The sequence below is a fragment of the Solidesulfovibrio alcoholivorans DSM 5433 genome (assembly GCF_000702665.1).
GTDB lineage: Bacteria > Desulfobacterota > Desulfovibrionia > Desulfovibrionales > Desulfovibrionaceae > Solidesulfovibrio > Solidesulfovibrio alcoholivorans.
The window spans coordinates 423,604-447,573 of sequence record NZ_JNJA01000003.1; the positions used below are offsets into that span (position 1 = coordinate 423,604).

General features: G+C 67.4%; 23 protein-coding genes. 12 read left to right on the forward strand and 11 right to left on the reverse strand.

Annotated features, from left to right (window positions below; translation table 11 throughout):
- Positions 1 to 111 precede the first annotated feature (111 nt).
- From Q368_RS0108005 to Q368_RS0108025, 5 genes are all read right to left on the reverse strand, one after another.
- Entirely contained in the window at positions 112 to 1,206 is a 1,095-nt protein-coding gene (locus Q368_RS0108005; RefSeq protein WP_084158708.1) for a polysaccharide deacetylase family protein, read from the reverse strand.
- A 163-nt stretch (positions 1,207 to 1,369) separates the two neighbouring features.
- Positions 1,370 to 1,579 carry a TOBE domain-containing protein gene (locus Q368_RS0108010; RefSeq protein WP_029458488.1) on the reverse strand — a complete coding sequence of 70 codons (210 nt, stop codon included), beginning with the start codon at positions 1,577 to 1,579 and terminating at the stop codon, positions 1,370 to 1,372.
- 375 nt (positions 1,580 to 1,954) lie between these two features.
- Positions 1,955 to 3,064, reverse strand: a complete 1,110-nt coding sequence (locus tag Q368_RS0108015) for a D-alanyl-D-alanine carboxypeptidase family protein (protein WP_029458487.1) — start codon at positions 3,062 to 3,064, stop codon at positions 1,955 to 1,957.
- Positions 3,065 to 3,426: 362 nt separating this feature from the next.
- A complete protein-coding gene (locus Q368_RS0108020) occupies positions 3,427 to 4,935 on the reverse strand; it encodes a carboxypeptidase M32 (protein ID WP_029458485.1) in 1,509 nt (502 codons plus the stop codon).
- Positions 4,932 to 5,786 (reverse strand): hypothetical protein, encoded by an 855-nt coding sequence (locus tag Q368_RS0108025; RefSeq protein ID WP_029458483.1) that lies wholly within the window; start codon positions 5,784 to 5,786, stop codon positions 4,932 to 4,934. The genes Q368_RS0108020 and Q368_RS0108025 overlap by 4 nt, the downstream gene beginning before the upstream one ends.
- A 272-nt stretch (positions 5,787 to 6,058) precedes the next feature.
- On the opposite strand from Q368_RS0108025, the gene Q368_RS0108030 reads away from it, so the two are divergent.
- A complete protein-coding gene (locus tag Q368_RS0108030) occupies positions 6,059 to 6,409 on the forward strand; it encodes a cupin domain-containing protein (RefSeq protein ID WP_029458481.1) in 351 nt (116 codons plus the stop codon).
- Positions 6,410 to 6,414: 5 nt separating this feature from the next.
- Here the strand turns inward: Q368_RS0108030 and modA (Q368_RS0108035) are convergent, their stop codons facing one another.
- Positions 6,415 to 7,161, reverse strand: a complete 747-nt coding sequence (gene modA / locus Q368_RS0108035) for a molybdate ABC transporter substrate-binding protein (protein WP_029458480.1) — start codon at positions 7,159 to 7,161, stop codon at positions 6,415 to 6,417.
- 206 nt (positions 7,162 to 7,367) lie between these two features.
- Here modA (Q368_RS0108035) and Q368_RS0108040 point away from each other — a divergent pair, with 206 nt between their 5' ends.
- A complete protein-coding gene (locus Q368_RS0108040) occupies positions 7,368 to 8,711 on the forward strand; it encodes a TrpB-like pyridoxal phosphate-dependent enzyme (protein WP_029458479.1) in 1,344 nt (447 codons plus the stop codon).
- A gap of 235 nt (positions 8,712 to 8,946) precedes the next feature.
- On the opposite strand, the gene Q368_RS0108045 is transcribed toward Q368_RS0108040, so the two are convergent.
- Entirely contained in the window at positions 8,947 to 10,128 is a 1,182-nt protein-coding gene (locus Q368_RS0108045; RefSeq protein WP_029458478.1) for a TOBE domain-containing protein, read from the reverse strand.
- Positions 10,129 to 10,403: 275 nt separating this feature from the next.
- Between Q368_RS0108045 and Q368_RS0108050 the strand changes: the two genes are divergently transcribed.
- The 8 genes from Q368_RS0108050 to Q368_RS0108085 all read left to right on the forward strand — a co-directional run bounded on the left by Q368_RS0108050 (position 10,404) and on the right by Q368_RS0108085 (position 15,645).
- On the forward strand, positions 10,404 to 11,120 hold the full coding sequence (locus Q368_RS0108050) for an alpha/beta fold hydrolase (protein ID WP_029458471.1): 717 nt from the start codon (positions 10,404 to 10,406) through the stop codon (positions 11,118 to 11,120).
- On the forward strand, positions 11,117 to 11,917 hold the full coding sequence (locus Q368_RS0108055) for an ATP-binding cassette domain-containing protein (protein WP_084158707.1): 801 nt from the start codon (positions 11,117 to 11,119) through the stop codon (positions 11,915 to 11,917). The genes Q368_RS0108050 and Q368_RS0108055 overlap by 4 nt, the downstream gene beginning before the upstream one ends.
- Complete coding sequence (gene modA, locus Q368_RS0108060) at positions 11,899 to 12,618, forward strand: molybdate ABC transporter substrate-binding protein (protein WP_029458467.1); 720 nt, start codon at positions 11,899 to 11,901, stop codon at positions 12,616 to 12,618. The genes Q368_RS0108055 and modA (Q368_RS0108060) overlap by 19 nt, the downstream gene beginning before the upstream one ends.
- A gap of 18 nt (positions 12,619 to 12,636) precedes the next feature.
- Positions 12,637 to 13,311 carry a molybdate ABC transporter permease subunit gene (locus Q368_RS0108065; protein WP_029458465.1) on the forward strand — a complete coding sequence of 225 codons (675 nt, stop codon included), beginning with the start codon at positions 12,637 to 12,639 and terminating at the stop codon, positions 13,309 to 13,311.
- Between the two features lie 75 nt (positions 13,312 to 13,386).
- The gene (locus Q368_RS0108070; RefSeq protein ID WP_029458463.1) at positions 13,387 to 13,650 is read left to right on the forward strand and encodes a FeoA family protein; all 264 of its coding nucleotides are present in this window, start codon (positions 13,387 to 13,389) and stop codon (positions 13,648 to 13,650) included.
- 78 nt (positions 13,651 to 13,728) lie between these two features.
- Positions 13,729 to 13,980, forward strand: a complete 252-nt coding sequence (locus Q368_RS0108075) for a FeoA family protein (RefSeq protein WP_029458461.1) — start codon at positions 13,729 to 13,731, stop codon at positions 13,978 to 13,980.
- A 136-nt stretch (positions 13,981 to 14,116) separates the two neighbouring features.
- Positions 14,117 to 14,575: a C-GCAxxG-C-C family protein gene (locus tag Q368_RS0108080; protein ID WP_029458459.1), complete on the forward strand. Its 459-nt coding sequence runs from the start codon at positions 14,117 to 14,119 to the stop codon at positions 14,573 to 14,575.
- 47 nt (positions 14,576 to 14,622) lie between these two features.
- The gene (locus Q368_RS0108085; protein ID WP_052360069.1) at positions 14,623 to 15,645 is read left to right on the forward strand and encodes an Lcl C-terminal domain-containing protein; all 1,023 of its coding nucleotides are present in this window, start codon (positions 14,623 to 14,625) and stop codon (positions 15,643 to 15,645) included.
- A gap of 10 nt (positions 15,646 to 15,655) precedes the next feature.
- On the opposite strand, the gene Q368_RS0108090 is transcribed toward Q368_RS0108085, so the two are convergent.
- The 4 genes from Q368_RS0108090 to Q368_RS0108105 all read right to left on the reverse strand — a co-directional run bounded on the left by Q368_RS0108090 (position 15,656) and on the right by Q368_RS0108105 (position 20,377).
- The gene (locus tag Q368_RS0108090; protein ID WP_029458456.1) at positions 15,656 to 17,710 is read right to left on the reverse strand and encodes a methyl-accepting chemotaxis protein; all 2,055 of its coding nucleotides are present in this window, start codon (positions 17,708 to 17,710) and stop codon (positions 15,656 to 15,658) included.
- A gap of 130 nt (positions 17,711 to 17,840) precedes the next feature.
- Positions 17,841 to 18,512: an ABC transporter ATP-binding protein gene (locus Q368_RS0108095; protein WP_029458455.1), complete on the reverse strand. Its 672-nt coding sequence runs from the start codon at positions 18,510 to 18,512 to the stop codon at positions 17,841 to 17,843.
- 179 nt (positions 18,513 to 18,691) lie between these two features.
- Positions 18,692 to 19,855, reverse strand: a complete 1,164-nt coding sequence (locus tag Q368_RS0108100) for an ABC transporter permease (RefSeq protein ID WP_029458453.1) — start codon at positions 19,853 to 19,855, stop codon at positions 18,692 to 18,694.
- A 39-nt stretch (positions 19,856 to 19,894) separates the two neighbouring features.
- Positions 19,895 to 20,377 (reverse strand): DUF2318 domain-containing protein, encoded by a 483-nt coding sequence (locus Q368_RS0108105; RefSeq protein ID WP_029458451.1) that lies wholly within the window; start codon positions 20,375 to 20,377, stop codon positions 19,895 to 19,897.
- A gap of 341 nt (positions 20,378 to 20,718) precedes the next feature.
- Here Q368_RS0108105 and Q368_RS0108110 point away from each other — a divergent pair, with 341 nt between their 5' ends.
- A complete protein-coding gene (locus Q368_RS0108110; RefSeq protein ID WP_029458449.1) occupies positions 20,719 to 22,536 on the forward strand; it encodes an ATP-binding protein in 1,818 nt (605 codons plus the stop codon).
- Positions 22,511 to 23,878: a sigma-54-dependent transcriptional regulator gene (locus tag Q368_RS0108115; protein ID WP_029458447.1), complete on the forward strand. Its 1,368-nt coding sequence runs from the start codon at positions 22,511 to 22,513 to the stop codon at positions 23,876 to 23,878. Before Q368_RS0108110 ends, Q368_RS0108115 begins: the two co-directional genes overlap by 26 nt.
- The last annotated feature ends 92 nt before the right edge of the window (positions 23,879 to 23,970 follow it).

Genomic DNA, 23,970 nt, shown 5'->3' on the forward strand with positions numbered 1-23,970 from the left:
GGAAGATGCCTCCGGCGGCCAGGAGGGGCCGAGGGCCCCTCCTGGACCACCCCGATAGGGGCATGTGGGGAACGCGCTCTATCAGTGCAGCGTGAAGCAGCGCTGCAATTTTTAAGGGAGTCCAGAGGGCGACAGCCCTTTGGCCGCCGGAGGCGTTCCCCCTGTCCCCATCCCCATCCCCGTCCCTGTCCCCGTCCCTTTTCCCGCGGCCCGCTTGCGCGGGTGCAGGGTGCCGTCGCCGAAGACGGCGTCGTAGCGGGCCGTGTCGCCGGGATGGGAATCGTAGCAGTCCGAGGCGGTCACGGGTCGGCCGGCGGCGAGCAGTTCGCTGACCGTCACGAACCGGTAGCCCTTCCTGGAAAGTTCCGTCAGCAGCCGCGGCAGGGCCTCGCCCGTGCCGTGGCCGTTGCCGTTGGCGTGGCCGATGACGATGTCGCCGGGGCGGATGCGCGCAAGCACCGTGTCCACGATGCGCGCGGGCGTGGACGCCGGGTCGGGGTCGCCCGTGGTCAGGCTCCACTGCACGGCTTTTATGCCCATGGCGGCAAGGAGCGACAGGGCCTCGGGGCGGCAGCGGCCGTAGGGAAAGCGGAAGAGCGCGGGCACGGCCGGGATGGCGGCGAGTGCCGCCTGCGAGACGCCTTTTTCCTGGGCCAGACGCACGAGCTTTTCCCGCAGCAGGGCGTACTCGGCCTGCGCCCAGACGATTTCCCGGCGCATGGCCGCATCGTCCAGGCGGCCGAAGTTGCCGTGGGTCCAGGCGTGGCTGCCGACCTCGAAGAGCGGATCGGCCATGAGCTCCATGGCACGTTTGGGATGGGAGCGCATCCATTTGCCACCCGCGAAAAAGGTGGCCTTGGCCCCGGCCGCGCGCAAGGCTTCGACCACCGCCCCGTCGTAGCCGGAAACCTGGTCGGCCAGCTCGCACAAGTCGAAGGTCAGGGCGACGAGCTTTTCCCCGTGCGTGTCCACGCGCCGGATGGAGCCGGCCAGGGCCGGCGGCAGGGGGGGCAGTTCCGGGGCCGTGACGGTTTCGGGCGGCGAGCGGTCCGGGGCGGTCACGCGGCCGGATTTCTTTTCCGCCGGATCGACGCGCCGGGTCGCGGTGTCGGCGACGGCGTCGAACACGGCAGGCGAACCACATAACCCCACGCTCGGCGTAAGGCTTGCGGCAAGGCAAAGGGCGATAAGGGCGGCGTAGCGCATGGCGTCATCCTTTTGCCGGATGCGGCGGGACGACAGTGCCATTCGCGCCGGACGGCTGGCAAGGGCTCAGGGACGCGGCAAAAAGAAAACGCCGGCCAGACCCCGAGGCAGCTGGGCCTGGCCGGCGCTGGCGTATGGCGAACCGTGTCGTACGGCGGGGAAGCTAGTCCGTGACGAGCATCACGCTCGAGGCCTTGACCATGGCCTTGACCGCCTCGCCTTCCTTGAGGCCCATGTCTTCGACGGAGTGCTTGGTGATGACCGACGTGATGGCCACGCCGGGCGCGATCTCGATGACCACTTCGCTGCTGACCATGCCGTTGGTGATGGATTTGATCTTGCCGGGGATGAGGTTTCTCGCGCTGACTTTCATGGGCGTCTCCTGGTTGGAGGTTGGAGGAATACGCAACAGTACCCGCCAGGATTCGTTCGGGTCAATGCTGTCAGAATTTTTGTTGTGCTGTCACGCGATTGTATGGTCGCATGTGAGTATGGACGGACGCAACAATGCCGCCCCGCTTTGGAGGGCGGCATTGCGCCGTTGCGACAGGGGAAGGGCGTCCCGAAAAGCGCATTCCGCGTTGTCCTGGTGTGCGGGGCGGGCACGCAAGAGGCGACAGGGGCGAAGGATGCGGCCGCTTCCCGGGCTTTCCCGGGGAGCGGCGAAAAGGCGGGGGGCACGCGATGCGGGTTGCCTGTTGTGCCCGGGCGGAGCCCCGGGAAGGGGGCGGGCGATGTTCGTGCGGCGCTAGCGGTTGGACGCGCCGGCCTTTTTGTGGTGCTTGGACTTGGACCGGGAAGAGGACTTGCCGGATTTTTCCGCCGTGGCCTTGGTTTTCCCCTTGGCGTGGCGGGAGGTCTTCACTTTGGCGTCATGGGCGTCGAAGCGGGCGGAAGCGCCGCGTTTGGCGTGGATCTTGGCGCGGTGGTCGGCGTCGGCCACGCGCAGGGCCTTGGCGTGGTGCCGGCCGGATTTGCCGTGTCTGATCTTCGCCGGGACGGGGGTGTCGTCGTCTTGGGCCGGGCGGTCGGTGGCGGCGAGCATGGTGCTGACTGCGCCGGAGAAGGAGGCGTTCAGGATGCGCTCGGTTTCGCGGTTGCGCACCTGCTTGGTGCGCCCGCCGAGGATCACGGCGATGATGCGGGTGCCGCCGCGCTTGGCCGTGGCGATGATGTTGTAGCCGCTTGAACCTACGTAGCCGGTTTTGATGCCGTCCACGCCCTCGCACACGCCGAGCAGGCGGTTGGTGTTGCCATGGACCGCGCCGCAGTGGTTGATCTCCGTGGTGGAGTGGTAGCGCAGGGCCTGCGGATAGTGGCGCAGGTAGCTGGTGGCCAGTTTCGTGAGGTCGCGGGCGGTGGTCAGCTGCCCCGGGGCGGGCAGGCCGTTGGGGGTCTTGAAGGTGGTGCTGGTCATGCCCAGTTCGCGGGCCTTGCGGTTCATGCGGTCGACCCATTGGGGCACGCCCCCGAAATGTTCGGCCACGGCCACGGCGGCGTCGTTGCCCGAAGCCACGGCCATGCCGCGCATGAGTTCGTCGAGGGTCACGACCTCGCCGGCGCGCAGGTTCATGGTGGACCCGCCCGTGGCGTCGGCGCGGCGGCTCACCTTGACCTTGTCGGAAAAGCTGGCCTGGCCGGAGGAGACGAGGTCGAAGACCAGGTACATGGTCATGACCTTGGTCACCGAAGCCGGAGCGATGCGTTTGTCCTCGTCCTGCGTATAGAGCACGCGGCCGGAGCCGTATTCGGTGACCATGGCCGCCTTGACGGCCAGTTTCCCGGAATTCTTGGCCGGCAGGGCCGTTTTGGGCCCGATCAGACACAGGACGATGGCCAGAAACAATACGCGTCGCATGCGTTCTCCCCGTTTGAAAAAGTGATACGAAACCCGCGGCGAAAAAAGCGTCCCCCAACGCGCGCCTCGGGCAGCATGATCCATGCCACAAGCCGGGATAACTCCCGGCATGGGCAGGCAATATCCCGGCATTGCACTGGAAATTGCGAAGACGTTTCCCCGTGTGGGAAACCAGGTCCGGAAGCGCTCCCCCAGCGTTCCCGACCTGTTTCACAGAGTGAAACGAGGCGTTTGATAAACGTAAACAGGCTCGGGAGCAAGGATGTTTCCGCCAGGATTGCCGCTTTTTAAGGAAATGTCGGGACGCGGGGCAGACGGTCCGGAGCGCGATGCCGCATGGCGCGCGCCCCGGCGGGAGAGGATCACAAGCCGTAAACGGCTTGCGCCTTGGCTTTGAGGTGGCGGATGAGCGGCCCCGCCGTGGGTGCCTGACCCGTGGCTGCGGCGACGAGGTCGCGGGGGCGCAGCAACCGGCCTTTTTCGTGGATGTTGGTCCGCAGCCAGGCGAGAAGCGGCGCGAAATCGCCCCGGGCCATGGCCGCGTCGAGCCCGGGAAGGGCGGCGCGCGCCGCCTCGAACAGGCAGGCGGCGTAGACGTTGCCCAGGCTGTAGGTGGGGAAATAGCCGAACGCGCCCGTGGCCCAGTGCACGTCCTGGAGGCAGCCGGCGGCGTCGCTTGGCGGGACGATGCCGAGGATGTCCCGGGATTTTTCGTTCCAGGCCCCGGGCAGGTCGGCCACGGCCAGGTCGCCGCGCACGAGGGCCAGCTCCAGCTCGAAGCGCAGCACGATGTGCGGGTTGTAGGTCGTCTCGTCGGCGTCCACGCGGATGAGACCCGGCCGGATCGCGCCCACGGCGGCAAAGACGTCCCGGGGCGCGCATCCGGCCAGTTCCGGGAAATGCTGCACGGCCAGGGGCAGCACGTGCTCCCAGAAAGGCAGGGAGCGGGCGACCTGGTTTTCCCACAGCCGCGACTGGGATTCGTGCACGGCCAGGGAGACGTATTCGGCCATGGGCGTGCCGTGGCGGGCGTCGCCGATGTCGTGGCCCAGGCTGTAGAGGCTGTGCCCGGTCTCATGCACGGCCCCGAACAGGGCCTTGGTGAAGTCCGTCGCGTCGTAGCGCACGGTGATGCGCGCATCCCGCGGGCCGATCAGGGTGGAAAAGGGATGGGCCGAGACGTCCAGGCGCGAAGCCTCGGGCGGCAGGCCGAGCATCCGCGTGACTTCGCCGAGAAAGGCCTGCTGCGCCGCGAGGGGGTAGGGGCCTTGCGGCAGGTCGCGGGGCTGCGGGGCGTCCTTGGCCTTTGCGATGAGCTCGCGGCTGGCGCCGCGCAGTTCGGCCAGGATCGGGGCGACGGCGGCGACGGTCTCGCCGGGCTCGAAGCCGTCGAGCAGGGCGTCGTAGGCTTCCGTGGTATAGCCGAGGGCTTCGGCCTTGCGCCGCGAAAGCTCAAGCAGTTCTTGAAGGTGTGGCGCGAACGCTTTGAAATCGTTTTCTTTCCGTGCGATTTCCCAGGCCCGCTGCCCGGCGCTTGCGGCCCGGGCCAGGGCCACGGCCAGTTCCTCGGGAATCTTGACGGACAGGTCGTAGTCGCGCCGCCATTCTCGGAGGTTGGCCGCCTCGGACGTGGCCGCGTCGCGGGTCAGCGGCGAGCCTTCGCAGGCGGCGAGCCATTCCCCGATACGCGGGTCCGTGGCGCGGCGGTGGAGCACGGCGGTCAGCGCGCCGAGTTGCGCCGCCCGGCCCGGATGGGCGGCCGCGGGGAGCATCACCTGCTGGTCCCAGGAAAGCAGGCTCAGGGCCGAGGCGAGATCGGCGCTTTCCCGTCCGTGGGCGACGAGGCTGGCGTAGGCTTGGCTTTCGTTCACGGCTTTTTGCTCTTGGGCGCGGCCTTGCCCGCCTTGGCCGCCTTGGCGTGCGCGGCGGCCATCATGGGCTCGTAGATGGGCTGGTAGAAGAAGCTGACGTCGCCGCCGTTTTCCGAGGGATGGAAGGCGCAGTAGATGTTGACGTCGCCGAGCATCCAGGCGTGGTAGTACTTTTCCGGCACTTCCTGGGTCGGCGGACCGAAGGCGCCGGTGAGCCCGGCCAAGGCCTTCTTGTAGGCGGCCATGCCGTCGAAATTGATCCAGACGTGGTAGAAGCGGTTCTGGTAGAATTCGTAGAACGCCTCGCGGATGGGCGCACCGAAGATGTCTGTGGGGCCTTTGGTCCAGACATAGGTGATCACGTCCCCGGCTTCCGCGTCGTAGACGGCAAGCCCGGGCTGGGCATGGGGCGCATCGCCGAAGTTCAGCCCGCCGAAGCCGGTGGGACGGCCGGAAGCCGTGGCGGCGGCATCGGACGGCGCTGGTGCGGCCGGCGGTATGGCCTGCCCCTGGGCCGGCAGGGGCGGCATCGGGATCGGCGCGGCCTGGGATTGCGCGGGTGCGGCCATCGCCTGGGGCGGCGGCGCGGTCTGGGCGGGAACCTGCTGCGCCTGGGGCGGCGCGGCAGGCGTCCGGTTGATGGGTGTTCCCTGGCCGGTCGTCCCGGGCAGCGGCTTGCCCATGACCACGCGGAAACCTTGTTGCTGCCCCGAAGGGGGTGTGTCCGTCGCGGCCTTGCCGGCGGCGGTTCTTCCGGTCGCGGGGGGGGCGGATTTGGTCGCGGGAGCGCAGGCGGCGAGAGCGACGGCGAGACACAGGGCCGGGACGGTGCAAAAGCGCATGAAGGGCATGAAGAACTCCGGACGCGAAACAGGCGTTGTCCCATGCTAGCCAAAGCCTGCTTGAAAGGGAAGGGTTGCGCCGAATCGGAAAGGTTTCTGGACGATGGAAGGCGGGGGCCGTATGAAAACCGGTGAACAATCACGGGCAGATGCCGCGTTGCGCGCCTGGCCGCCCGCAAGCGGCGGAACCGGCCGGCAAAGCAAGCGCCTGTGCGCCGCATCAACCGGAAGCCCGCGCCGTGTCCGTAGCGCGCGGCGCGAACGCAAAAGGAGCACACGCCATGAAGATCATCGACTACAAGGACGTTTTGCCCCGGGAACTGACCGCAGCCACCATGCACGGCGTCACCGGCCGCGTGCTCATCGGCAAGGCCGACGGCGCGGACCATTTCTGCATGCGCATGATCGAGGTCGCCCCCGGCGGCGTCATCCCGCGCCACAAGCACCCGTGGGAGCACCAGCAGTTTTTTCACAGCGGCCAGGGCCGATTGCTTCGCGACGGCGACTGGGTGGACGTCGGCCCCGGAAGTGTCGCCTACATTCCGCCCGACGCCGAGCACAGCATCGAGAACACGGGCGGCGAACCGCTCCTGCTCATCTGCCTGGTACCCGATTTCGCCCCGGAGCTGTAGGCCGCTTACGGCGCGGTGAAGCCGAAACGGGCGAACACCGCGCGCGCCTCGGGGGTGGCGAGGTAGTCGAGAAAGGCGGCCGCGCCCTTGGGATCGGGCGCGCCTGCCGCCACGGCCGCGCTGTAGGTCACGGGCGGGGAGGTGGGCACCACGGCGGCGCTCGCCACGGCGTCCCCGGCGATGGCCGCGTCCGTGGCGTAGACGAAGCCGGCGTCGCATTCTCCGGCCGCCAGCGCCGCCAGCACGTGGCGCACGGACGGATAGTAGACGAGTTTGGAGGTCAGGGCGAACCACATGGCCCGTTTCTGCAACGCGCGTTTGGCGTAGCGCCCGGCCGGCACGGATTCGGGGTTGCCGACGCCGATGTGCCGGACGCCGCCGCGCGAGAGGGACTCGAGCCCGGTGACGTTGGCCGGATTGCCGGCCGGAACCGCCAGGACCAGGGCGTTGCCGGCGACGACGCGCCGCGTGGCCGGATCGACGCGCCGCCGGTCCACGGCCGCGTCCATGGTAACGGCGTCGGCGCTTATGAACACGTCGCAGGGCTGGCCGTTTTGCATGCGCTGCAGGAGCGTCCCCGAGGCGGCGAACGAGGGCACGAGGAGCATGCCCGGGTGGCTGCGTTCGAACGCGGCGCGCATGGCCTCCACGGCGTTGGTGAGGCTCGCCGCGGCGAAAACAGCGATTTCGCCGGCCAGGGCCGGCACGGACAGGGCGAGGGAGAGCAGGAAGGCGGCGGCCAAGCGTTTCATAAGCGGTTCCTTGAGCAAGGTTGTGCTGAAAATAGCCGCAACGGCGCATAAAAGCAAAGGTTGCCATCCCGGTCGGCGCGGTCCGGGTTGTGAAAAAGCGCCCGGGGATGTAAGGCCAGCGCATCGTCCGCTGTCGGCGCGAGGATGGTCCACTTTCCCGGGCTGTCTCGTGTCCCGGAAAAAATACAACGCTTTCGGAGAACCGCATGGAGTGCCGCATCAACCTGCCCGAATCGGAGATGCCCCGGCAGTGGTACAACGCCCTGCCCGACCTGCCGACCCCCCTGGCCCCGCCGCTCGATCCCCAGACCCAGAAGCCCGTCTCCCCGGAGCAGCTCGAGGTCATTTTTCCCAAGGCCGTCATCGAGCAGGAACTCTCGCCCGTGCGCTGGCTCGACATCCCCGAGCCCGTCCTCGACATCTATCGGCTCTTTCGCCCCACGCCCCTGGTGCGGGCGCGCAAGCTCGAGCAGGCACTCGGCGTCAAGTGCAAGATCTTCTATAAAAACGAGTCCGTCTCCCCGGCAGGCTCGCACAAGCCCAACACCGCCATCCCGCAGGCCTACTACAACAAGCAGGAAGGCGTGCGCCGCATCGCGACCGAAACCGGCGCGGGGCAGTGGGGCACGGCCCTGTCCTTCGCCTGCTCCCAGCTCGGCCTCGACTGCACCGTCTACATGGTCAAGGTGAGCTACAACCAGAAGCCCTACCGCCGCATCCTCATCAACGCCTACGGCGGCGAGATCTTCCCCTCGCCCTCGGAGAACACGCAGACCGGCCGGGCCATGCTCGCTTCCGATCCCGACTGCGCCGGCTCCCTGGGGCTCGCCATCTCCGAGGCCGTGGAGGACGCCGCCACCCACGACGACACCAAGTACGCGCTCGGCAGCGTGCTCAACCACGTGTTGCACCACCAGACCATCATCGGCCTCGAAGTGGAAAAGCAGCTGGCCATGATAGGCGAAAAGCCCGACTACCTCGTCGGCTGCGTCGGCGGGGGCAGCAACTTCGCCGGGCTCGTGCTGCCGTTTCTGCCGCGAAAGCTCGCCGGGGAAAACATCCGCTTCATCGCCGTGGAGCCCAAGGCCTGCCCCACGCTCACGCGCGGCCAGTTTCGCTACGACTACGGCGACGTGGCCAAGCTCACGCCGCTGCTCAAGATGCACACCCTGGGTCACGCCTTCATGCCCGCGCCCATCCACGCCGGCGGCCTGCGCTACCACGGCGGCGCGCCCATCGTGTGCAACTTGGCCAACGAGGGCATCATCGACGCCACGGCCTACTTCCAGACCGAGTGCTTCGACGCGGCGCGGCTGTTCCTGCGTACCGAGGGCTTCCTGCCCGCGCCGGAAACCTCCCACGCCATCAAGGGGGCCATCGAAACGGCCAAGCAGGCCAAGCCCGGCGAGAACGTGGTCTTTTTGTATTCCGGCCACGGCCTGCTCGACCTCGCCTCCTACGATGCCTTCTTCCAGGGCAAGCTCACGGACTTCGCCTACCCCGAAGCCAGCATCACCGAGGCCCTCAAGGATTGCCCGAATGTTGAATGAAGAATGAGAAGATGCCTCCGGCGGCCAGGAGGGGCAACTGCCCCTCCCGGACCTCCCGAAAGGGGGGACGGCAGAGCCTTGCGAGGGATCGTCGCAAAGCAGGCATCGTAAAAACCGCGGGCCCGGCCAGGAATTCCTGGCCGGGCCCGCGGCGTTTTGCCGCCCAGGCGAGCGGACATGGCAGTCGCAGGGGAGGGGGCCCGCACCGACCGCGCGGGCCTCGCGAAGTGGGCCGTTAGTCGGTGCTGATGATCACGCTGAAGGCCTTGAAGAAAAACCAGACGATGTCGCCTTCCTTGATGTCGAGCGATTCCACGGATTCGGCGGTGATCAGCGCGCACATGGGCGTGCCGCCGTCGAGCATGCCCATGATCTCGACGGCCACGCCGTCGCCGCGGATGCCCGTGACCCTGCCGGGAAAGCAGTTGCGGGCGCTGGTGCGGGCCTTGTGCTCGTCCTTGCCGAGCAGCACCCAGGGCGCCTTGACCAGGGCCGTGACCTGGCCGCCTTCGGTGAGCCCCAGGCGCTCGAAGCTCTCGTTGGTGATGACGGCCACGACCTCGAAGCCGTTTTGGACCGCAAGGGAAATTTCCGTGAGCAGGGGACTTTTGCGCACGCTGCTGACGGTGCCGAAGAAGGTGTTGCGGGCGCTGGTTTTCACACGACTCTCCTTGATGACGCAGTGGTTGAGGATGCGCTGGCAATCCTGCTCGGAAAAGGAGCAATAGATGGAAGTGAGCACCAGGCTCGAGTGGCCGAGCATGACCTGCACCACGGGCAGGGGCACGCCGCCGCGCAGCAGTTCCACGGCCCGGGAGTGGCGCAGCGACGTCGGGCTGACGCGACCGGGCGGCAGGCCGGCCTTGACGGCCTGTTCGTAGAGCTTGCGGCGCACGAAGCCGGGATCGAGCCGGAACAGCTCGCCGCGCATGTGCCTGTTGGCGGGGCTGGCCGCGAATCGGCGCACTTCCTCCAGAAAGGGCTTGGGCACGATGACCTTGCGGGCCGTCTCTTCCGGCTTGCCTCCGCCGAGGGTCACCATGGACTGCCCCATGTCGATGTCGGTGTTTTCGTTGAGCGAGAGCACCTCCCCGAGCTTGCCGCCGCTGTGGCGCAACATCAGGTAGACCAGGCGCATGCGCTCCCTGGCCCGCCGGATGGGCGAGGTGCGCGCCGCATCGCGCCAGCCGTCGAAAGCGGCGGTGAGGCGTTCGATCTGTTCCGTGTCCAGGTGGCGGATTTCGTGGGGTACCTTGAACATCGCCGCCTGGCACGGGCCCATGCCCGGATGGTGCCGCCGCAACGGCCTGTCGCCTTTCTGGGACAGCAGCGCTTCGGCATGTTCGAGCAGGCGCTCCAGCGAAGGAGCGTCGAGACGGGCTATCCTGTCCAGGAGATTGTCTTCGGAAGCACTCATGATACGAGTCAGTAGCGAAATGCTGTTGTGTTGTAAAGAATATAAATGGGATATCACGAATAGTATCTCTGGCGTGACACTGTTGTCTTTCATGACGTAATTACGGTATGTCTTGAGCGGTATATTGAATGTCACGCAAATATGAATATGCGTGATTGTGAGTAGCGTCGAAAAGTCTGTCTTGCGCCGGGTTTCTCATGCCGGCGCGGCAAGGTTTGCAGCGCAACGCGCCCCTTCGGCCTGCCGGGGGAGACGCGTGCCGGGGAGGACGGTGTATGGCCACATTCGTTTGCGTACACGGCGCATTCCAGGGCGGCTGGGTGTTCAGGAACATGGCGGGAGCCCTTGCCACCCTGGGGCACACGGTCCATGCGCCCACGTTCTCGGGCTGCGGACACCACTGCACGGTGCGCGTCAAGGAACTCGGACTTTCCGTGTATGTGGACGAACTGGCCGCCTATCTGGACCTGTTCGACCTGTGGGATGTCATCCTCGTGGCCCACAGCTATTCGGGCATCGTGTGCGCGGCGGCCATGCCGCGACTTGCGCCCCGCGTGGCGGCCACGGTCTACCTCGAGGGCATCATCCCGCGGCCCGGCCTGTCCTTCGCCGGGCTTGGCGGCGAGCCGTTTAAAGCCATGCTCGAGTCGCGCCGCCTGGACGGCGGGCTGGTCTCCCCCTGGCAGGCCGCCATGTTCGGCGTGGCCGGCGCGCCCGACGAGGACTGGTTCATGTCGCGCCTGACCCCCTTCCCCATGGCCGCCTTCACCGATCCCGTGCCGGAAGGCGAACTGGTTTTTCCGGCGAAGAAGCACTACGTGCGCTGCCTGGAAAACCCCAACCCCATGCTCGTGGCCATGGCCGAACGCGCCAAGGGGCTCGGGTTTGCGATGCACGATCTCAAAAGCGGCCACTGCCCGCAGATCACCGTCCCGGTGGATGCGGCGCGGTTGCTCGCCGCCATTGCCGAAAACGGGTCGGGCGCAGCATGACCCTTGCGGTTCGCCTGAAAAAAAAACTCCCTCATTTCACCCTGGACGTGGAGTTTTCCTGTCCGGCCGGCAAGCTCCTGGCCGTGACCGGGCCGTCGGGCTCGGGCAAGACCACGGTGCTGCGCATGCTGGCGGGCCTGGACGACCCCGACACCGGCCGCATCGCCCTGGGCGACGAGGTCTGGCGCGACACCGCGTCCGGCGCGCGCGTATGCGCCAGGCGGCGCGGGGTAGGGCTCGTCTTCCAGGAATATTCGCTTTTCCCGCACATGACCCTTGCGCAAAACGTGGCCTACGCCACGGCGGATGCGGCCTTTGGCGCGCATCTCCTCGAACTCTTCGGCATCGCCCACCTGGCCGGCAGCCGGCCCGGGGCCATGTCCGGCGGCGAGAGGCAGCGCGGGGCCTTGTGCCAGGCCCTGGCGCGAAGGCCCAAGGCGCTTTTGCTCGACGAGCCCTTTTCCGCCCTGGACGCCGCCACGCGCGCCTCCCTTCGCGGCGAGCTCCTCGCCGTGCGCGAGCGCTTCGCCATTCCCATCGTGCACGTGACCCACGACCTGGCCGAGGCAGCGCTTCTTGGCGACGCGGTCGTGACCATCAACCGGGGGAGGATCGACCGGGATTGGTTCGGCCGCCAGCTTGCGCTCTATCGCGAGGAGCGCGCGGCCCTGCTCGCCCGTTTCGATGATGCGCCGCCGGCCGTCCTGGCCGCGGCGACGGACGACGGCCGTCGCCCGGTGCTCCACTCCCCGAAACCCGCCCTCAAGGAGGAACGCCCATGCGACGCATCATCCTGACGCTCACTCTCGTGCTGTGCCTGACCGGTAGCGCCCTGGCCGAAAACCTGGTCGTGGCCGCCGGCGCGGGCTACAAAAAGCTCGTCACCGACCTGGCGACGGCCTTTGAAAAAGAAAGCGGCATCAAGCCCGAACTCTCCTTCGGCAACATGGGCCAAGTGACGACCCAGGCCAAGGCCGGCGGGGTCATCGACGTGATCGTCGGCGAAAAGGGCTTCCTCGAAGGCGCGGGCCTGTCCTGCAGCGGCGTCTCCCCCATCGGCAAGGGCATCCTGGTCGTGGCCTGGCCCAAAGGCAAAAAGCTCGCCGCCGCAACCGACGTGGCCAAGCCCGAGGTCAAACGCCTGGCCATGCCCGATCCGCAGAAAGCCATTTACGGCAAGGCCGCCAGCCAGTTCCTGGAGAAATCCGGTCTGGCCAAGCAGGTGGCGGACAAGCTCCTGGTCGTCGCCACCGTGCCGCAGGTCACCACCTACATCGTCAGCGGCGAGGTCGACGCCGGTTTCGTCAACCGCACCGACGTGATGGGCCTTGGCGACAAGATCGGCGGCTACCTGGAAGTGGACCCGTCCCTGTACGCGCCCATCGAGATCGTGGCCGAGAACCTGGCCGGCGCTCCCAATGCCGCCACGGCCAAGAAGTTCGCCGCGTTCCTCGACACCAAGCCGGCCAAGGACATCGCCGCCAAGCACGGGATGTAGCCTTTGCCGGGAGCATCGATTCTCGCCGCGGCCACGGACCCGGGCGTCGTCTTTTCCATCAAGCTGACGCTTCGAGTCATGGCCGTGGCGGTGCCTGTCTTTTTCCTGCTCGGCGCGCCGCTCGGCTACCTGCTCGGACGGGGGCGGGGCCGGTTTCTCGCCGTGCTGGATTTCCTGATTTCCCTGCCGCTGGTCCTGCCGCCCATGGCCGTGGGGTTTTTCCTGCTGTTGCTGCTCGGGCGACACGGCCCCTTCGGCATCCTGGCCCGGCGGCTCTTCGGCCTGGACATCGTTTTCGGTTTCGCCGGACTGGCCCTGGCCTCCGTGGTGGCCGGCATCCCGCTTATGGTGCGGCCGGTGCAGGCGGCGGTGCGGGGCGAATTGATGCGCCTGGTCGAACTCTCGGCCGTGCTCGGCAAGTCGCCCCTGACCACCTTCGTGCGCGTGGTGCTGCCCCACTGCAAGAAGAGCATCGCCGCGGGCATGTTCCTGGCCACGGGAAGGGCGCTTGGCGAAGTGGGCGTCAGCCTGCTCCTGGGCGGCGATATCATCGGGCGCACGAATACGGTGTCGCTCGAGATCTACAACTCCGTCTTTACGGGTGATTTCCTGCGCGCGGGCATCCTGTCCGCGCTCCTGGCCGCGGTGTCCCTGGTGCTCGTGTTCGCGCTCAAGCGCACGGGGAACGGGTAGGGCTTCTCGTCGAGAGGGAGCTTGACAATCATTCTCAACATGCCTAGAACAAAGGCCATGCAAGGAGCGCGACCCATGGCCCCCCTCGAAAGCCTCACCCACTTCCCCCCCGGCAGCCGCGTACGCGTCGAATCCCTGTGTGATTGTCCCAAGGCCCGGGGCCGGCTTTGCGCCATGGGCATCACGCCCGGCACCGTGGTCGAGATCACGGCCGGCTGCGGCGGCCCGGTCTGTCTGCGCGCCCGGGGCGCCTGCATGTCCATCGGGCACGGCCTGGCGGAAAAGGTGCTCGGACGCCTCGCCCAGCCCGTTGCGGAGCCCGTTTCCCAGGTGGCCTGAGCGCACGGCCCGGGCGATCTGACGCGCAGGCGCGGCCTGCGGGAGCAGTTCCTTTTTTTTCTTCCTCAAGGAGTCGGCATGGACCAGGAAATTTCGGCCGCGTGCATTGGCCTGCGGCAGATGCAGGTCGGGCAGCGGGCCCGCATTTGCCGGGTGGAGGCGCAGGGCGAGCTCGGCAGGCGCTTGCGCGACATGGGCCTTGTGCCGGGCACCGAAGTGTCCGTGATCGGGCGCGCGCCGCTTAAGGACCCCGTGGCCCTGCGCCTGCGCGACTTTACCTTGACGCTTCGCAACAACGAAGCCGACCACATCGCCGTCACGCCGCTGTAAGGCTTTCGCAAGACATGGCCCCGGCCCCCGCAAAGGGAGCCGGGGCTTTTTTGTTGTCGTCAGCCCTCTTGCCCCTGTGCGGGAGGTCGGGTAATTCCGATGGAAACAGGTTTTCCGGTTGGGAGAGGAGGCTGTCATGTCCGATGCGGGGAGCGTGGCCGTCGGCCATTTCGCCGGGGGCTACAACTGTTGCCAGTCCGTGCTGCTGTCCTTGTGCGGGCCGGCCGGCCTCGACGCGGCCCTGGCCGTGCGGCTGGCCACGGGATTCGGCGTGGGCATGGCCCGGGGGGGCGTGTGTGGCGCGGTGTCCGGCGCGGTCATGGCGCTGGGGCTTTTCGGCGGTGGCGGCGGCCCGGACGGCAGGGCGGCCAAGACGGCCACCTATGCCCGGACCAAGGTCATTTACGACCGCTTTTTCGAACGTCACGGCTCGATTATTTGCCGCGACCTCATCGGCCTCGACCCCTCGACGCCGGAAGGGCTGGAGTTGGCCAACCGCGAGCGCCGCTTTCACACGGTCTGCGTGCCCCTGGTGCGCGACGCCGCCTGCCTCGCCTGGGACATTATCGAAAGCCGGGGCTTCGTCGCGGGCTGAACGTCGCGCGTCTGGTCTTGCGGCCGCAACGGGCGTATGTCGGGCGCATGGACGCTGCACGCGCTTTCGTTTCGCCGGTGTCGCCGACCGACCAGACGCGCTGCCATGACGGGTCCGGCCGGGAGACGCCCTGCCCGGGCAGCGGCCAGGACGCCGCCTTTCCCCACGCCGCGGGACGGCATGCGCCCCGGTTTGCGGCCGTCGGCACGGGCCTTGTCCAGGATACGGCCACGGGCCTCGTCTGGCCCGTCGACGCAGGCATCGCCGGCTTCCCCATGCCCTGGGAAAGCGCCCTTGCCGCCGCCGCGCGCATGGCCGCCGACGCCGTCCTCGGCCGCACGGACTGGCGGCTGCCCAACCGGCGCGAACTGCGCAGCCTTGTCTCCTACGGCCAGTCCCGCCCCTCCCTGCCTGCCGGCCACCCCTTTGAAAACGTCTTTGCCGGCTGGCATTGGACGTCCACCACGGCCGCGCCCGCCCCTGGCTACGCCTGGTACGTGCATTTCGAAGGCGGCAGGATGTTCTACGGGAAAAAGGACCAGGACTGCCTGTGTTGGCCCGTGGCCGGGGCTTGCCTGTTGCCGCGCACCGGCCAGACGTGGTGCCGCGATGCGGCGGGCCGTGAAACCCCCTGCGCCGGGACGGGACAGGACGGGGAGCTTCGTTCGGGAACGCCCTGGCCGACGCCGCGTTTCGTGCCGGCCCCAAAGGGCCGGGAGGGCGTCCTTGACCGGGTGACGGGGCTCGTCTGGGCCGGCCGCGCCGACACAGGTCCGGGCGCGGCGACCTGGGAGGAGGCGCTCGCCGTGGCCGCCCGCTACCAGGGCGGCGGCTGGCGGCTGCCGAACATCAATGAACTGGAATCCCTGGTCGCTGCCTGCCGGGCCGCGCCGGCGCTGCCTGCCGGGCATCCCTTTACGGCGGTGGGGGAGGTCTACTGGTCCGCGACCACCAGCGCTTTCGATCCGGCCTGGGCCCACGCCCTCTATCTCCACAAGGGGGCGGTGGGCGTGGGCTTCAAGGCCGGTCGCGATTTCCTGGTCTGGCCCGTGGCCGGGCCCGCGTCCTGAAGCGGCGTTCCTAGAATCGTTCGAAATCGTCGTCCGAGGCTTCCGCGCCAAGATCCAGGGAAATGCCCTTGGCCGGCTTGCGGGGGGCTGCCGCCTTCTGTGCTGCCGGCTTGCGCGCGGGCCTGGCTGCGGCCAGGGCTTTTTGCGGCGCGGCGCGGTGGCGCATGGTCATGGCGTCCAGACGGAAGTAGGACACGGTTTCCTGGAGTTGCAACGCCTGGCTCGAGAGTTCCTCGGCCGTGGAAGCCATCTCTTCGGAAGCCGAAGCGTTTTGCTGCACCACCTGGTCGAGCTGCTGGATGGCCCGGTTGACCTGTTCGGCGCCGGCGTTTTGCTCCACGCTCGAGGCCGCGATTTTCTGGATCAATTCGGCCGTGCGCTGGATGTCGGGCACGATCTTGGCCAGCAGGCCACCGGCCTTTTCGGCGATCTCGACGCTCGTCGAGGACAGCTCGCTGATCTCGCCGGCGGCGTTGCCGCTGCGTTCGGCGAGCTTTCTGACCTCGGCGGCCACCACGGCGAAGCCCTTGCCGTGCTCGCCGGCCCGGGCGGCCTCGATGGCGGCATTTAAGGCCAGCAGGTTGGTTTGGCGGGCGATTTCCTCGATGATGCCGATTTTTTCCGCGATCTGTTTCATGGCCGAAACGGTCTTGGCCACGGCCTCGCCGCCGCTTTGGGCGTCCTTGGCTGTGGCCAGGGCGATCTGCTCGGTCTGCTTGGCGTTGTCCGCATTCTGGCGGATGTTGGCGGCCATTTCTTCCATGGAGGAGGAAATTTCCTCGACGTTGGCCGCCTGTTCGGTCGCGCCCTGGGACAGGCTTTGCGTCGTGGCCGAAAGTTCCTCGGAGCCTGAGGCCACGTTTTCCGCGCCGGATTGGACCTGCCCGACCACCTCGCGCAGCTTGGCGATCATATGGCGCAGCGCGGCGGCCAATGCGCCGATTTCGTCTTCCTGCTCCAGGTCGATGCGCTGGTTGAGGTCGCCCTCGGCCAGTCCTTCCGCGGCCTGCACGCCGACAAGCACGGGCCTCGTGATCATGCGCGAGATGAAAATGCCAAGGAGCACTGCCAGCACCACGCCGATGCCGATGCCTGACATGGACATGACCGAAGCGCGCCGCGCCTCGGCGTCGGCGTCGGTCTTGCCCTGCTGCGCAGAGGCCAGGGAATCGGCCATCAGCCGGTCGAGCAGTTCGAAGCAGCGGATCTGCTTGGGGCGCACGTTGACCATGGTCTCATTGCGCATCTTGTCGCAGATGGCGGAAACGCGGGCGATCTCCTGCAACAGGGTGTTGAAGTGGGCGATGGTCGTTTCCACGGCCGGCGTGATGTCCGTACGCACGACGGCGGCCAGTTCCTCGCGTGGGGCGTTTTTCGCAGCCAGTTCCTTGAGCTTGCCCACGGCGCGGTGCAGTTTGTCGTGGATGCCGTGGAGTTCCGCCAACGTCTTCTTGAAGACCGGGTTGGCGCTGTCGCGCCCCTCGCTGTCGAGCCATTTGCCGAAGTTGCATTGGGTCGCGTCGTCCCCACCCGTCAGGGGCGTGCCGGAAAAGGCCAGGGCCTGGGCGTCGGCCAGGAGCTTGTAGTGGTCGCCGCGAAATTTTTCGAATATCTTTTCCAGGGCGTCGGGATCGTCGATGTCGGACTTGTCCCATTCCCTGGCTAGGTCGAACGTGCCATTGTTGACCTTGACCCATTCCTGCCAGGCCGGCACGAAGTCCCGCCAGATGCGTTCGGCTTCCTGGGACTTGGGCAGGCCCTCGTATTCTTCCCAGGCCTTGCGATAGCTGTCGCGCAGGTTGGCGATGTTGTCGTACTGCCGTTGCCGATCCTTGGCGGAAAGGCCGGGCACGTTGAGGGTCCGTTGCGCCACGCGAACGGATTCACCGGCGATCTTGATCAGTTGCAGGTCACGTACGGACGGCAGGTTGACGTCTGTAACCGTGTTCAGGCTTTTCGTGAGCCCCGATATCCCCATGAGGCCGACGAGGCCGACGGCCAGGGTGATGGCGGCGCAGATGAGAAATCCGCCGACCAGTTTCACTCCCAACTTCAAATTGCCCATGTCTCACTCCCCTCAAGTCATGCACCAGACGTTTTCCATACCGTTATCGAGGGTTTCTAAAGGGGCGCAAGGGCTTTTGTCAATTTGCCGCGGCAATGCCGCGACCTCTCCGCCAAAACGGCGTTTTCCGTCAAGCGGCGGCCAGGATGTGCCCGTCGCGCATGGTGATGACCCGGGAAGCCATGGCCGCATAGGCGGGTTCGTGGGTGACCATGACCACGGTTAGCCCCTCGGCGTTGAGCCCCGTGAGAATGTCCATGATCTGCCTGCCGGTGTCGCCGTCCAGGCTGCCCGTGGGTTCGTCGGCGAAGACGATGCGCGGTTCGGTGACGAGCGCCCGGGCGATGGCCACGCGCTGGCGCTCGCCGCCGGAGAGTGCGCCGGGCAGGCGCTGGGCCATGTCCGCAAGCCCCATCCTGTCCAGGCATTCCATGGCGCGTTTGCGCCGTGCGGCGGAGACCGGGCGCAGGCCGGAAAGGAAGGGCGTCAGCACGTTTTCCCGGGCCGTCAGGTAGGGCAGCAGGTGGTGCATCTGAAAGACCATGGAGAAATCCGTGGCACGCAGCCGGTTGCGCTCGGCCTCGCTCATGGCGGCCAGGTCGCGGCCCTGGTAGCGCACGCTGCCGGCGTCCGGGGAGAGCAGGCTGGAGAGGATGTTGAGCAGGGTGGACTTGCCCGAGCCCGAACGGCCCACGACGCACACGAACTGCCCGGGTTCGATGGCCAGCGATACGCCGCGCAGCACGGGCGCGGCCGCATCCTTGGCGGCGTAGCTTTTGACGACGTCGTCAGCGGTCAGCATCACAATATCCTTCCTCTCTCTATTTTGTTTTGTTCAGTCCAATTGGAAAAAGACACCCTTTCCTCCCTAGAAGGGGTGGTCCAGGAGGGGCCCCCGGCCCCTTCTGGCCGCCGGAGGCATTTCTTCATCCCCCTCCCACTCCCTCTCTCCACCCCTCCACCTCTCCACCTCTCGTCCCACTACAACATGACCAGGGCCTGGGAGGGTTCGATGCGCGCGGCGGAAAGCGCCGGCGGCAGCGAGGCCAGGGCCGAGAGCAGGGCCACGGCCGCGAACACGGCCGCGAACTGGGCCGGGAGGAACACGGGCGCGGCCGCGCCGAGGTCGAGCAGAGCCATGAGTTTGAAGCTCCCGAAATAACCTATGACCTGGCCGAACACCGCCGCCAGCAGGCCGAGGCTGATACCTTCGAGGCTCATGAGCGTGAAGATGGCGGACTTGGAGTAGCCCAGGGCACGCAGCAGGCCGATCTCGTTTTTGCGTTCGTTGACCGAGGAAAAGACCGACAGCCCGATCATGACGCAGGCCGTGAGCAGGATGACGCCGGAGACGGCCAGGGCCAGGCGTTTGACGAAATCCACGGTCATCATGCGGCTTTTGACCACCTGCCCCATGGCCTTGACGTCGGTGCCGGGCAGGGCGGCGGCAAGCTGTGCCGTGATCTCATCGATGGGGCAGCCCGAGCACAGCGCGGCCACTTCCACGAAATGCACCCGGTTTTCCTGGCCGGCCGCGCGTTGCAGGGCGTGCAGGTCGGCAAAGAGCATGGCGTCGTCGCCCGAGCCCGTGGGGCCGAGCACGCCGGCCACGGTGAAAGGCGTACCCGAGACGTCCACCTGCGCGCCGGGAACAAGGCGCAGGCGCGCGGCCGCTTCCGCGCCGGCGAGCACCTGCCCGTCGCCCGGCGTCAGCTCGCCGCTCGCGGCATGCCAGTAGCTTTTGATGCGCAGTTCCTGGTCGAAATCCACGCCGATCACGCCGACCGGGGTGTCGCGCACCTTGGTCAGCAGGGCGAATTTCGGGGCCACGGCGCTTAAGCGGTCCTGGTGGTGGATGCCGGTTATGGCCGCAAGCGTCGTGTCCTCGGCCAGGGAGCGGATGTCCACGGACACGTCGCCGAGCGCCATGCCGCCGTAGCTCACGGACAGGGTTTCGGCGCGGGGCGCGACCAGGATGTTGGCCCCGTAGGCGGCGAGCTTTTCCTCCAGGCTTTCGCCCACGGCCTTGGAGAGTTCGAGCAGGGCGGTCACCGAGGCCACGCCGATGGAGAAGACCGCGACCATCAGCAGCGTGCGCAGGAGTTTGCGCCGCAGGTTGCGCAGGGGAATGGTCAGGATGTTCAAGCAGGGCTCCTTGCTCGGGCGGTTGCGGAGGGCAGTGGCCTAGAAAAAGCGCGCGCCGGCGTTCAGGGCCGCCATGGGCACGCGAATCGTGTCGCCCGTGGCCTCCGCCGCCAGCGGAGCCGGGTTGCAGCCGCCGTGGACCTCGCCGATCTTGCTTACGTGGAAGCGGCGGCCGCAGTTGACGCAGACCATGAATTCACCGTCCTGGCGGTAGCCCTTTTTCTCGGGGAAGCAGACGTCGCAGGCGTCGAAAGCCGTGCGCACCTTGCCGTCGGGGCTTTTGACCGCGAAGAACTTGATCTCCTTGCCGCCGGCGCTGACCACGTAGAAATGCGCCTTGCCGTCGGACACGTCGGCCAGGGGAATGGCCACGGCGTCGCCCTGGGGCGAAAGGGTTTTGGTGTCGGAAAACATCCCGAACAGGGCGGATGCCGGGGCGGGCAGGCCGCACACCGCGGCCAGGGCGAGGAAAAGGGCCAGGGCGGCGACGCCGGACCAGGGACGTTTGGAAGATCGGGGCATGGTGCGGATTCCTTTACGGTTTGAAGGTTGCTTTCCGTCAGTTCGGGGACCGTGCGGCTGCGGCGACTAATTGTGACTTTAAAAGTATGAATTTGTCGCAGGGAGATAGCAACCCACATGCCAACGTCAAGGGACGCTTTGGCGTCCTGCCGCGATCGCGTTGCGCGGCTGGGCGGAAGACGGATGGAATGGGCCATGCAAAGGCGCTTGCGACCGCCTGCCGGACAGGGCGCAGGCACGGCGGGCGTCGCGTTTCTGGACAGTGCGGTGCTTTGGCCGTATGAAAATAAGACGGACTGTATGGAAAAAATACAGGCTGTCGCATCCCAACGGAAAACGACATGTGGGCCTTTCGCAAGAAAAATCCCTTTGGCGGGGCGTCGTCGCCGCTCGTGGTCATCGGCGCGGCCGCGATCCTGGCGGCGGTGGTTGTGGCCATGGCCGTCATCGACCTGGGCCGGGAAAAGCAGTACATGACCCAGCTTTTGCTGGAAAAAGGCGCGGCGCTGATCAAGTCCTTCGAGGCCGGCGCGCGCACCGGCATGCGCGGCGGCTTCGGCGCGGAGGTGCGCCTGCAGCACCTGCTCGAGGAAATGGCCGACCAGCCGGGCATCTTCTACATCGCCGTGACCGACGCCGATGGCAAGATCGTGGCCCACAACGACGCCGCGCGCATCGGGCAGGAGCTCTTCCCGCCCAAAGTCATGGCGCAGCTTGCTCCCGGGAGCACGGAAAAATGGCGTCTGGCCCGGGAGGAGGACGACAAGCGGCAATCTTTCCTGGTCTACCGCCGTTTCGTGCCTTCGCCCGGCGGCCGCGGTCCCCACGGCATGGGCATGATGTTTCCCCACGGGCAGCAGCGCGGCAAAGCCTTTTTCTGCACCGATGATTGCGATGAACCGGGCGGCCGGCGCGACCTGCGCGGCGTGCCCCTCGACATCTTCGTCGGCCTCGACGTGGCCCCCATCGAGGCCGCACGACGGGCGGACCTGCAGAATACGCTCATCACGGCGGCGGTGCTGCTGGCGCTTGGGCTTGGCGGCGTGCTGGCACTTTTCTGGGCGCAGAGCTACCGGGCACAACGCAGGGCGTTGCGACACACCACGGCGCTGGCCTCGGAAGTGGTGGCGGCCATGCCGGCGGGGCTCCTGCTCGTGTCGCCGGACGGCAAGGTGGCCATGGCCAACGGCGCGGCCGAGGCCCTGGCCGGCGTCTCGCCCGGGGAGCTTACCGGCCGTCCCGTCCACGACGTGTTGCCGCCCGGGGTGCTCGCCGCCATCGACGGCGGCGAACGCGAGATGGACATGCGCCTGGGCGAGGGCGCGACCGCGCCCCTTGGCGTCTCGGTTTCCTCGGTCGCCACGGAAGAGGGCACGACCATCGGCGCGCTCGTGGTGCTGCGCGACCTGCGCGAGGTCAGGCGTCTGGAAGCCGAGGTGCGGCGGCGCGAAAAGCTCGCCGCCGTGGGCCACCTCGCCGCTGGCGTGGCCCACGAGATCCGCAATCCCCTGAGCTCCATCCGTGGCTATGCGGCGTACTTCGGGGGCAAGTTCGCTCCGGGCAGCGAGGACAGGCAGGCCGCCGAGGTCATGGTGCGCGAGGTGGACCGCTTAAACCGCGTCATTTCGGAACTGATCGAATTCGCGCGGCCTTCGGACATCGTGCGCCGTCCCGTGCGCCTGTCCGACCTCGCCGCCCACGCCGCGCGCCTGACGCGCCCCGACGCCGTGGCGCGCGGCGTGTCCGTGGACCTGGGCGGCGTCGGCGACGGCCCCGAAATCGTGGCCGACCCGGACAGGCTTTCCCAGGCCTTGCTCAATTTGTGCCTCAATGCCATCCAAGCCATGGGCACGGGCGGCGTCATGCGGCTGGCCACGGGCACGGCCCCGGACGGCCGGGCCTACGTGTCCGTGGCCGACGAAGGCGGCGGCATCGCCGCGGCCGACCGGGACCGGATCTTCGATCCCTATTACACCACCAAGGCCCACGGCACCGGGCTCGGGCTGCCCATCGCCCACAAGATCGTCGTGGCCCACGGCGGGGAGATCGTGCTGGCGGCGCGGCCCGAGGGCGGCACCCTGGCCACGATACTGCTTCCCGTCGCGGGCGGGGACACGGCAAACGGAGACGAGGATGCTGGCGAAAATACTCGTGGTTGACGACGATGCCGGACACCTGTCCATGCTGCGCACCGTGCTGTCCGGCTGGGGCTATGCCCCGGAGGGCGCGACCGACGGCGAAAGCGCCGTGGAGATGGTGCGCGCCAAGGCCTACGACGCGGTGCTGCTTGACGTGCGCATGGCCGGCATGGGCGGCATGGAGGCGCTTTCGCGCATGAGCGCCTTCAACCCGGCCATGCCGGTCATCATCATGACGGCGTATTCCTCGGTGGAAACGGCCGTGGCGGCGCTCAAGACCGGGGCCTACGACTACCTGACCAAGCCGCTCGACCTCGACGTGCTGCGCCTGACCCTGGAGCGGGCGCTCGACCACATGCGCCTTGCCGCCGAAAACGAGACGCTGCGGCGCAAGCTGGCCGACGCGCCGCCCGGACCGGAAATCATCGGCACGAGCCGGGCCATGCGCGAGCTTTTCACGCTCATCGGCATGGTCGCCCCCACCGAGGCCACGGTGCTCATCACCGGCGAATCCGGCACAGGCAAGGAGCTCGTCGCCCGGGCCATCCACTCCGGCAGCGCCCGATCGTCCGGGCCGCTGGTTGCCGTCAACTGCGCGGCGCTCAGCGAAACCCTGCTCGAATCGGAGCTTTTCGGCCACGAGAAAGGGGCCTTCACCGGGGCCGAACGCCGCCGCGAAGGCCGGTTCATGGCCGCGGACAAAGGTTCCATCTTCCTTGACGAGATCGGCGAGATCGCCCAGCCCATCCAGGCCAAGCTCCTGCGCGTCATCCAGGAGCGCGAGATCCAGCGTGTGGGCGGCGACAAGCCCATCGGTGTGGACGTGCGCATCCTGGCCGCCACCAACCGCGACCTCAAAAAAGAGGTCGCGGCCGGGCGCTTTCGCGAGGATCTCTATTACCGGCTCAACGTCGTTTCCGTGCCGGTGCCGCCCCTTCGCGAGCGCGCCGAGGACATCCCGCTTCTGGCCCAGTTTTTCCTCGGCCGTTTCGCCGAGAAAAACCGTAAGCGCATCAAGGGGTTCACGCCGGCGGCCATGGACCATCTGGTCCGTTGCGCCTGGCCGGGCAACGTCCGCGAGCTGGAAAACGCCGTGGAACGTGCCGTGATCCTCTCCGTCGGCGAATACGTCACCGAGCGCGAACTGCCCCTGTGCGACCCGCGGCCTGCGACTCCGGCCCTGGCGACCCAGGTGGAAGGGGGCAGCGGGGGGCTGACCGGGCGGCCGCTCGACGACGTCGAGCGCGAGGTCATCCTGGCAACGCTCGATTCCTGCGGCGGCAACAAGAGCGAGGCCGCCCGGGTGCTTGGCATCACACGGGCGACCCTCCATAAAAAGCTCAAGAAGTACGGAGAGGACTGAGGCAGCAACGGCTGTCGCGCCGTGCGTCCCCGGGCGTGGCCGCGTCCGCGTTTTTTTTGCCAGCGGCAAAAAAACGGACTTCGGCTTTTGTT